The following is a 9,140-nucleotide window of genomic DNA, read 5'->3' as shown; positions in this document are numbered from 1 at the left end:
TCGTGATCAAGGCGGTCCCCCACATGAGCGATGATCCTTCCGTCAAGCGGCCGGAGAATGGCGGGGTCGGGCTTCCCTGCTCCGGCCCGCTCCGGCGTCACGACTTCGTCGAACAGCTCCAGCAGCCCCAACGCTTCCATGACCGGTGCCTGAAACTTGTAAAAACCGTTTGTGACAGCGGCAAGCGAAAAACCGCCGGCCTTTACTTCCAAGAGAGCCTCCCGAATCCCGCTCTCCAAAAGCCCGATTTTCGGCGGCACGGAATGCTTTCGCACCAGTGGCTCGATCTCCATCGCTTCGTCGATTCCCAGAGAGCGCAGCCGTCCGTTCAATATCTCGTCCCAATCATAGGCTTCCACAAAGCGGCCCTGCCTCATGCGTGCTTCGTGCTCCTCCACCATTTCAGCTACGATGTCGTGTGCCCTGCCCAGCTTCCCCTGGACGGCTTCCGCAATCTCCGGAAATACCCAAGCTCCAAAAGGATTTTGCATGAGTGTCCCATCCAAATCGAACGTAACCCAGCGCTTGCTCATTATTTAATCGCCCCCGAGGTCAATCCTTCGATAAATTGTTTCGATGCGAACAAAAACGCGATAATCATCGGCAGTGACGAGATCGTCAGGCTCGCGAACAGCAGATTCCACTCGGTATCATACTCGCCGAACAGCGTCAGCACCCCAAGCGGGATCGTGCTCAGCTCTTCGCTTTTCAGAAAAATGAGCGGGTAAAAAAAGTCGTTCCAAACCCCGATCAAGTGAACGATTCCCACCGTAGCGAGAGCCGGCTTCATCAACGGCAGGATGATCTTATAATACACCTGAAACCCGTTGCAGCCATCCAGCCTCGCCGATTGATCTAGCTCGGTCGGTAGCGTTTTGAAAAAGCCGTAAAACACAAAAACACCGAACGGGATTCCCCCCGCCACATACAAAATGACTAAGGACGTCAGTGTATCCAGCAAATGCAGATCCAGCATGATCATGTGCAGCGGCAGAATCGCCAGCTTCATCGGGAGCATTAGTCCCAGCATGAAGAAAAACAGCACATACGGATTCCAGCGAAACGGATAGCGCGACAAGTAAAATGCCGCCAAAGACGAGAGAAACAGGATGAAAAACACCGACAGGGCGCTCACGTAGACGCTGTTCCACACATAGGCGCCAAAGTTCACACGCTCCCACACTTCCGCGTAGTTCGCGCCAGCAAGCGAATGCGGCAGCCCCAGAGGAGAAGTGAGGATTTCCATATTGCTCTTGAACGAGGAGATGATCATGAGAAAGATAGGGTACAGAGCCAAAAACGAAAATAGCAGCAGAACCAGGTACTTGGCGTAGAGTCCGATCCGCAGCGACACGTCACATTCCCCTTTCTACTGTTCGTACTCCTTGCGCCGGAAGAAAAAGAGCAAAATCGCCGTCGCGCTCGAAATCATCAGAAAGAGTACGACCGCCAATGCCGATCCGAGCCCGATCGATTCCCCTCCCGCAACCGTACCGAATGCCAGCCGGTAAAAGTAGGTCGCCAGCACATCCGTTGAATAGTAAGGCCCTGCCTGTGAGCCCTGCATGGCAAAAATCAGCTCGAATGTCTCGAAGGCACCGATAAAACTCAAAATCGTCATCACCATAATCGAAGGCATTGCCAGCGGGACCGTCATTCTCCATAGCATGGTCAGGCCGGATGCGCCATCAATCTTGGCGGCGTCGTAAATCTCGGCAGGGATCGCTTGCAAGCCCGCCAGAAAAATGAGCACGGCGAATCCAAGGCCGTACCAGCTGTTGACCAAAATGACTGTGTAGAGTGCCGTATCCGGGCTGCCGAGCCACGGTCTCGCCCACTCCTCCAGACCGATGAACTTGAGAAAGGTATTTAGAGCGCCGTACGTCGGATTCAAAATCAGGCTGAACAAAAAGCCGACGACGATCACCGACAGCAGCTTTGGCATGAAGATCACCATTTTAAAAAACTCTTTTCCGCGAATTTTACTGTTGATGAACAACGCAAGAATAAAAGCGACAACCAGCTTCGAGAGCACGATCCCGATGAAAAAGATGACATTGTGTCCGAGCCCGCGGAAGAAAAACTCCTTATAGGGAGATTCGGTAAACAGGCGAACGAAGTTTTCCAAACCGATAAACGAGCTGCGGCGCAGACCATCCCAGGAAAAGAAGCTGTTGAGAAAGGCGGAGAAGATCGGATAAACCTGAAACCAGACGTAAAAGAGAAGCGCTGGCAGCAAAAACAAATGCACGAGATGCTTCTTCCAGCTGCCCCGCCGTGATCCGGAAGTCTTTCGCTGCACTTCCGACGATTTTTCCATCACAGGCATGCCCAAGAGCCTCACTCCCCTCCAAATCGGTACAGCCAAGCCTGCGCCTGACTGTACCGCTATCTTCCCTTCAGGTACGGCTATCGACTACTTCTTTGGCTTGAACCACTTGCCCGCGGACGCCTGCGTATCCTCCGCTACTTTGTCTACGGTCAGCTTCCCGATGTACATCCCTTGCAGCGAATCTTCAAAGGTCGTTTTGGTGGTGGGGGTTCCTTCGCCAAAATGAACAAGCATCAGGAAAGGCACCATACTCTTGTCGCTCAGCTGCGCCACTTTTTGCACCAGCGGATGCTTCGGTGTCACACCGGTTATCGCACTCAATCTACTCAAATCGTCGCTGAACATCTGGCCGAACTCCCTGGAAGCGAGGAACTCCATGAAGGCCTTGGCTTCATCCGGATGCTTGGTCGCCTTCGCAATGCCGTAGGCTCCATCGACCCAATTGATGATCGGCGTGTCTCCCCCCTGCTCCTTCGCCAGGCCAGGCAAAATGTCAATCGGCAGGTCGGGGTTTTGCTTCTCGAACGTTTCCAAGCGGTAGCTTCCGTTGATGTACATGGCTGCTTTGCCGGTAGAGAAGAGCACCTGGGCATCCTTGTCATCGATGGCGATAAAATCGGGCGGGAAAAACGGGGCCAGTTCCTGCATCCGTCTGATCGATTCCTTGAAGAAGGCATCCGTCAGGGTGGCTTCCCCGGAAAGAAGCTTCTCTACGTACTCATTTCCGCCGTACGCACTCGTTCCGATGACGCTATGAGTGATGGAAAGCAGATAGGCTGCTTTTCCGGCCTGTGCGATGGGGACGATCCCTTTGGCTTGGAGAGCCTTGCAGACTTGCAGCAGCTCATCCCACGTCCGAGGCGGCTGCAGGCCATTGTCCGCAAACAGTTTGGGATTGTAGAAAATGACGGCCGAGTTGATGGAAAGCGGCACACCGTATACCTTTTGATCGCTGCCGCGGGCCGCATCCAGGTAGGCTTTCGGAATGTCCTGCACTCCCTTTACGTCGTCAAGCGGCAGCAAATAACCCGCATCAGCAATCGATGTCGTGCCAGAGTATGGACGGAGCTGGACGATATCCACCCCTGAGCCGGCTGTCAAGGAATTGCTCAGAATGGTATTGTATTCCGTGGATTTGAACGGCTTGAAGCTTACCTTGATGTTGGGATGCAATTGTTCAAACGCGGCGATAAACTTTGCATACGCCTCTTTGTCCTCAGGACGCCAGCTGTACATCACCAGCTCGACCGTCTCCCCTTTTGCCGGCTCTGCCGATGGCGTCTGCGCCGTCCCTGCAGTTGACCCACCCGGTGCAGAAGAAGGCGAGCCGCTGCATGCCGCCAATACCGACAGAAGCGCGACCGCTATCAGCCAGATCCCTACACGTCTCATATCCAATCCCCCCCGTAAGATAGTGGATGTGTGTAGTAATATTTTATAAACCAAATCTGATTTCAGAAATAAATCTCCGAAAAATGATAAAATTTTCTGATAAAATATAAAAAAAGTGAGACAGACGTCTGTCTGCCCCTCTGTGCGCGAAAAAAGGCGGGCCGCATTTCTACATGCGATGAAAAGGAAATTCTAATGCGCCATCATCTCATGGGCAATATCATGTCCGTCCATTTTTGCCGGGTAGTAGGTAGGCCAATGCTTGACTTCCCCCAATAATGCCTTGCGGTCGTCTCCCCAATACAGGTGGTAGTGATCCGCTTTATGGGGATAGATATTATGATCACTGAATTGAATATACGCCGGAAGCCTTTCCGCTTCTTTTGCCCGTCTAAATATGTACCTGACTCCCCTATTTCCCGCTTCGTAGGTAAGAATTTCGCGTCCGTCATAGACATACTCGCCCGAATTTTTTTCTCCCTTTTTGTAGAACGTTACCGTACTCCCCTCAATTACGATACGCTCCACATCCGTTTCATACCCTTCGCGATAGTACTTCTTATATTCATCAGCTGTCTTGTCGCCTTTCTGTTTCGCTTTATAAGCAAACACCTCGTCAAGCGTACCGTCTTGCAAATAGGGATAGACGGATTGCCAGTCTCCCTCCCAATCGGAGAGCGAACGATCCTTCACTTGGCTGTCTTCAAAATAGCCGTCATATATTTTCTTCGTTTCTGCATCGTGCGCGTGGCTATGGTCGTGATCGTGTCCATTCTGCTCATGCGTGTGGGAAGAGTCTGTTGCAGGCGATGCGGATGATCGTATTTCATTAGCAGCGGATTCTCCTTCGGGCGAATATGGAGTCTGACAACCCCCGAGTACCAACAGGGAACCAATCGTGCATATGCGTACCCCTTTCGCAAATGAACTTTTCATTGTTTTGCAATCACTCCGTTTCTAAATCGTAATTATTACGATTTAAGAATATACAGGTACCGGGGCAAGTGTCAAGGGAAAATGCGCCATTTATGGATGGTGAACTCGCCTCAACCATTTTCTACTCTCACGAAACACAAAAAAGCGCAAAGCGTAAAGAAGCTTTCGCGTTTGCGTTGATTAATGGAAACGGACACCTTGCGAGAAAATAAGAAAAGAAGGCCTCTCAGCCATTCCGATGAATGGATGAAAGACCTTCTTCTGAGACGCTTTACCCTTCGTATATCGAGGGGGTAGCGTTTTTCTTACATCATGCCGCCCATGCCGCCCATGTCAGGCATGCCCATAGGAGCTTTGTTTTCTTCCGGTTTGTCTGCGATAACCGCTTCGGTAGTCAGGAACATAGCTGCTACGGATGCAGCGTTGGACAGAGCGGAGCGAGTTACTTTCGCAGCGTCTACGATACCGGCTTCCAGCATGTTTACATACTCTTCGGTAGCAGCGTTGAAGCCGATGCCTACCGCTTCTTTTTTCAGGCGCTCTACGATTACAGAACCTTCGAGGCCTGCGTTCGCAGCGATTTGACGAACCGGCTCTTCCAGGGAGCGGAGTACGATTTGCACACCGACTGCCTCTTCGCCTTCAGCTTTGACAGCTTCAACCGCTTTGATTGCGTTGATGAGAGTAGTACCACCGCCAGGAACGATACCTTCTTCCACTGCAGCGCGAGTGGAGTTCAGAGCGTCCTCGATGCGGAGCTTTTTCTCTTTCAGTTCGGTTTCGGTAGCGGCACCGACTTTGATCACTGCTACGCCGCCAGCCAGTTTAGCCAGACGCTCTTGCAGTTTTTCGCGATCGAAATCGGAAGTGGTGTCTTCGATTTGTTGACGGATTTGAGCAACGCGGCTTTCGATGGTAGCCTTGTCGCCAGCACCTTCCACGACGGTGGTGTTTTCTTTGGTAACCACGATTTTGCCAGCGCGGCCCAGTTGTTCCAGCTTGGTGGATTTCAGATCCAGACCCAGTTCTTCTGTGATCACTTCGCCACCAGTCAGAGCAGCGATGTCTTGCAGCATCGCTTTGCGGCGATCGCCGAAGCCAGGAGCTTTTACTGCTACTGCAGTGAAGGTACCACGCAGTTTGTTCACTACGAGAGTAGCCAGCGCTTCGCCTTCTACATCTTCCGCGATGATCAGGAGAGGCTTGCCGCTTTGTACCACTTGCTCCAGTACAGGCAGAACTTCTTGGATGTTGGAGATTTTCTTATCGGTGATCAGGATGTAAGGGTTGTTCAGAACCGCTTCCATCTTGTCAGTGTCGGTAATCATGTAAGGGGAAGCGTAGCCGCGGTCGAATTGCATACCTTCTACTACTTCCAGCTCGGTTACGAAGCCTTTGGACTCTTCCACGGTGATAACGCCGTCTTTGCCCACTTTTTCCATTGCTTCTGCGATCAGGTTGCCCACTTCCAGGTCGTCAGCGGAAATAGCCGCTACTTGCGCGATGGAAGATTTGTTTTCAACCGGTTTCGCGATGGATTTGATTTCTTCTACAGCTGCACGAACAGCTTTTTCCATACCGCGACGGATTACCATCGGGTTCGCGCCTGCTGTTACGTTTTTCAGACCTTCACGGATCATCGCAGCTGCCAGAACGGTTGCAGTCGTCGTACCGTCACCAGCGATGTCGTTGGTTTTGGTAGCAACTTCTTTCACCAGTTGAGCGCCCATGTTTTCATAAGCGTCTTCCAGTTCGATTTCTTTCGCGATCGTCACACCGTCATTGGTGATGAGCGGAGAACCGAATTTCTTCTCGAGTACTACGTTGCGTCCTTTTGGACCGAGCGTCACTTTCACCGCATTTGCCAAAGTTTCCACACCGCGGAGCATCGAGCGGCGAGCGTCTTCAGAGAATTTCACTTGTTTTGCCATCGTATCTCTACCTCCTGTTATGTGTTGGTTCGTTCAAAATCCTATGTCAAGAGCCTTAGCCGATAATCGCGAGGATATCGGATTCGCGCAGCACGAGGTATTCCTTATTGTCTACCTTAACTTCTGTACCAGCGTATTTGGAGAAGATCACTTTATCGCCTTCTTTTACTTCCAACGCGATGCGCTCGCCGTTGTCAGCAACACGACCGGAACCTACTGCGATTACACGGCCTTCTTGCGGTTTTTCCTTTGCAGTATCAGGCAAAACGATACCGCTCGCAGTCGTTTCGTCTTTGGAGATAGGTTCGATTACCACACGGTCACCCAATGGCTTAAGCACTAAAAACACCCTCCTCAAGAAATGTAGGTAAACAAATTTGCTGTTGTTAGCACTCGATCGGAATGAGTGCTAACACCCAATTCCTATAATAATGAATCACTATCTACTTTGCAAGTAGTTTCCCTCACTTTTTTCCATATCAAGTCCACCCCTGTGCCGCCCGCTCATCCCGTTCCTTTCTTCTATCGTCTAGCAAAAGGTGTTCTATCAGAGATCGTCCCTCATATAAATCAGATAGAGTATCAGACAAGCTGTCTCAAGGAGGGAACTGCACATGCGAAAATGGCTGCCCATCACTTTGTCCGTCCTCGCGATCGCAGGCATCATCCGTTTCTTCACAGCCGATCACGCATCCTTTATTCGGGCGAATCTTTACCCTGCCACCATCTTCTGGGACGGCCGGGAAGTCGTCTCCAGCAAAAAGCCGCTTGCCACCCAAAGCGACTCTCCGGATTTGCCCGCCGCTCTCGAATACAAAGGAACGCTCTATGTACCGCTGTCCATGATCGGGCAGCAATTGAACAAACCGACAGGATGGGATGGCGCCACTCATTCCGCCTGGGTGGGGCAGCCCCCTGCCGCTCTGACGAAACAGACGCCAAAGGGGGGAGCGACCGCCACTGCTCCCGGCTCTGCTCCGTCAACGAACACAGGCTCTTCCGCGGCTTCACCTGCTGGACTGACCGGATCCGCTGCCAAGGCAGAGGAGCAGCCGAACGCGCTTTTCGGCATCGCCCTCGGCATGAACACCTCGGAGGTGACCAAACGACTGGGCTCGCCCGCTCGCAAAGAGCCTAGCGCCCTCGGCTACCAATGGTGGGTCTACAACAGCGATCCCGCCCGTTACGTACAGATAGGCATCGCCGACGGAAAAGTCGTGGATATTTACTCGCTCGCTCCGGAAGCGAAGCTGGGCAGCATCGGCGTCGGCACCTCCCTTCAGGCTCTGGAGCGCCAGCATCCGCTGCAAAACGTCGTCTCGTTCTCGTACATGGGCGCAAACGTACAGATCACCAACCAAAAGCAGCAGCGCCCCCTGGTCATGGAAAACGGAATCGCCGCCATCTACTATTTGGACAAGCAAAGCAACGACAAGGTGACGGCGCTGCGGCTGATCGACACCCAGATGCTGTTGCGCGGCAGCTTCTACGAGACGAAGTGGACGTACCAGGGACAAGCTCCCGACTTCGACCCGCCCGCCCTCAGCGTGAAGGATCGGGAACTGGTCAACGCCGCCTATGAACGCCAAATCCTCGACCTGGTGAACGTCACGCGCTACCGCAACCACCTACTCCCGCTGCAATGGAACGAGATGGCTGCCCAGGTAGCCCGCAAGCACAGCCTCGACATGGAAAGCAACGACTTTTTTGACCACGTCTCCGCCACGACGGGCTTCGATCCGTTCGACCGTTTGAAGGAGGCAGGCATCTCGTATCGCATGGCGGGGGAGAACATTGCGGCCGGCTACCCGGACGCCATCGAAGCGCACGAAAGCTGGATGAACAGCCCCGGCCACCGGAAAAACGTGCTGGAGAAAGGCTTCACGCAGCTAGGAGCGGGGGTCGTCACCGATTACTATACACAGACCTTTCTCACTCCCGCACAATAGATGCACAGCGGGCGCAGCCGGCTGAAGACGCCCTTCGAGATGGATCCGTCCGATCTGTCTGGACAAGCTCATGACTCACGGAAGCTGGACCTGCGCCCGCAGCTTTTCGACGCCCCCTGAAAACTCGACGACCACCGTCTCGTACTCTTTCGTGTGCAAAATCATCCACGGCGGCCGTTTGCCTTTCTTGGGCATGACCACAAACATTTCCGCGATGTCCGTTTCGATGCCGGCCGAGCGCAACGCCAAACGCTTTGGGGGAGCCAACGGAATTTTCACGATCATCACGTGGTCGAGCGAGGGATTGAGCTCCAGGACACGCCCGCTCACGCTGCTCAGCAGGCGCTGCGCTTCCGCTTGCAGCTCTTCCGTATTTTGAAACGTCGCCACCACCTTTTGCGCGTCCGAATCAAACAGCTCCACCTGCTCCGCCGCCACTGCCGCGCCTCCGCCGGAAAAGAACAACGCCAGGCTCAGAATCATCCACACAGATGACCACCTCCATTTTTAACCGTACTAGTATTGCCCACTTCCTTCCGAAATAAGAAACATCATTCGCTGCGAGCGGTTTGCCAAAGCGGAAAGCAAAAAAGTCCCCTG

General features: G+C 53.0%; 9 protein-coding genes (1 of these 9 only partly in view). 1 reads left to right on the top strand and 8 read right to left on the bottom strand.

Features of this window, described 5'->3' with window-relative positions:
- The 7 genes from RGB73_RS03105 to groES all read right to left on the bottom strand — a co-directional run.
- A protein-coding gene (locus RGB73_RS03105; protein ID WP_310769111.1) for an HAD family hydrolase crosses the window boundary here: on the bottom strand, positions 1-533 show its 5' portion. The gene continues 250 nt to the left of window position 1, outside the view; the window shows 533 of its 783 coding nt (coding positions 1-533); it begins with the start codon at positions 531-533; its stop codon lies off the left edge, out of view.
- Positions 533-1,354: a carbohydrate ABC transporter permease gene (locus RGB73_RS03100; protein WP_310769109.1), complete on the bottom strand. Its 822-nt coding sequence runs from the start codon at positions 1,352-1,354 to the stop codon at positions 533-535. The genes RGB73_RS03105 and RGB73_RS03100 overlap by 1 nt, the downstream gene beginning before the upstream one ends.
- A gap of 15 nt (positions 1,355-1,369) precedes the next feature.
- A complete protein-coding gene (locus RGB73_RS03095) occupies positions 1,370-2,329 on the bottom strand; it encodes a carbohydrate ABC transporter permease (RefSeq protein WP_310774099.1) in 960 nt (319 codons plus the stop codon).
- An 87-nt stretch (positions 2,330-2,416) separates the two neighbouring features.
- Positions 2,417-3,724: an ABC transporter substrate-binding protein gene (locus RGB73_RS03090; protein ID WP_310769106.1), complete on the bottom strand. Its 1,308-nt coding sequence runs from the start codon at positions 3,722-3,724 to the stop codon at positions 2,417-2,419.
- 192 nt (positions 3,725-3,916) lie between these two features.
- Positions 3,917-4,660 (bottom strand): metal-binding protein ZinT, encoded by a 744-nt coding sequence (locus RGB73_RS03085; RefSeq protein ID WP_310769104.1) that lies wholly within the window; start codon positions 4,658-4,660, stop codon positions 3,917-3,919.
- Positions 4,661-4,965: 305 nt separating this feature from the next.
- The gene (groL, locus tag RGB73_RS03080) at positions 4,966-6,591 is read right to left on the bottom strand and encodes a chaperonin GroEL (RefSeq protein WP_310769102.1); all 1,626 of its coding nucleotides are present in this window, start codon (positions 6,589-6,591) and stop codon (positions 4,966-4,968) included.
- A 55-nt stretch (positions 6,592-6,646) separates the two neighbouring features.
- Positions 6,647-6,931 carry a co-chaperone GroES gene (gene groES / locus RGB73_RS03075; RefSeq protein ID WP_310769100.1) on the bottom strand — a complete coding sequence of 95 codons (285 nt, stop codon included), beginning with the start codon at positions 6,929-6,931 and terminating at the stop codon, positions 6,647-6,649.
- A 274-nt stretch (positions 6,932-7,205) separates the two neighbouring features.
- Here groES and RGB73_RS03070 point away from each other — a divergent pair, with 274 nt between their 5' ends.
- Positions 7,206-8,540 (top strand): CAP domain-containing protein, encoded by a 1,335-nt coding sequence (locus RGB73_RS03070; RefSeq protein ID WP_310769097.1) that lies wholly within the window; start codon positions 7,206-7,208, stop codon positions 8,538-8,540.
- A 75-nt stretch (positions 8,541-8,615) separates the two neighbouring features.
- Here RGB73_RS03070 and RGB73_RS03065 read toward each other — a convergent pair whose 3' ends face one another.
- Positions 8,616-9,023: a hypothetical protein gene (locus tag RGB73_RS03065; RefSeq protein ID WP_310774097.1), complete on the bottom strand. Its 408-nt coding sequence runs from the start codon at positions 9,021-9,023 to the stop codon at positions 8,616-8,618.
- Positions 9,024-9,140: the final 117 nt, after the last annotated feature.

Origin of the sequence: Brevibacillus brevis (genome assembly GCF_031583145.1) — a bacterium.
GTDB lineage: Bacteria > Bacillota > Bacilli > Brevibacillales > Brevibacillaceae > Brevibacillus > Brevibacillus brevis_E.
Note: the sequence above shows the minus strand (reverse complement) of the source record. Positions and strands in the feature narration are given on the sequence as shown.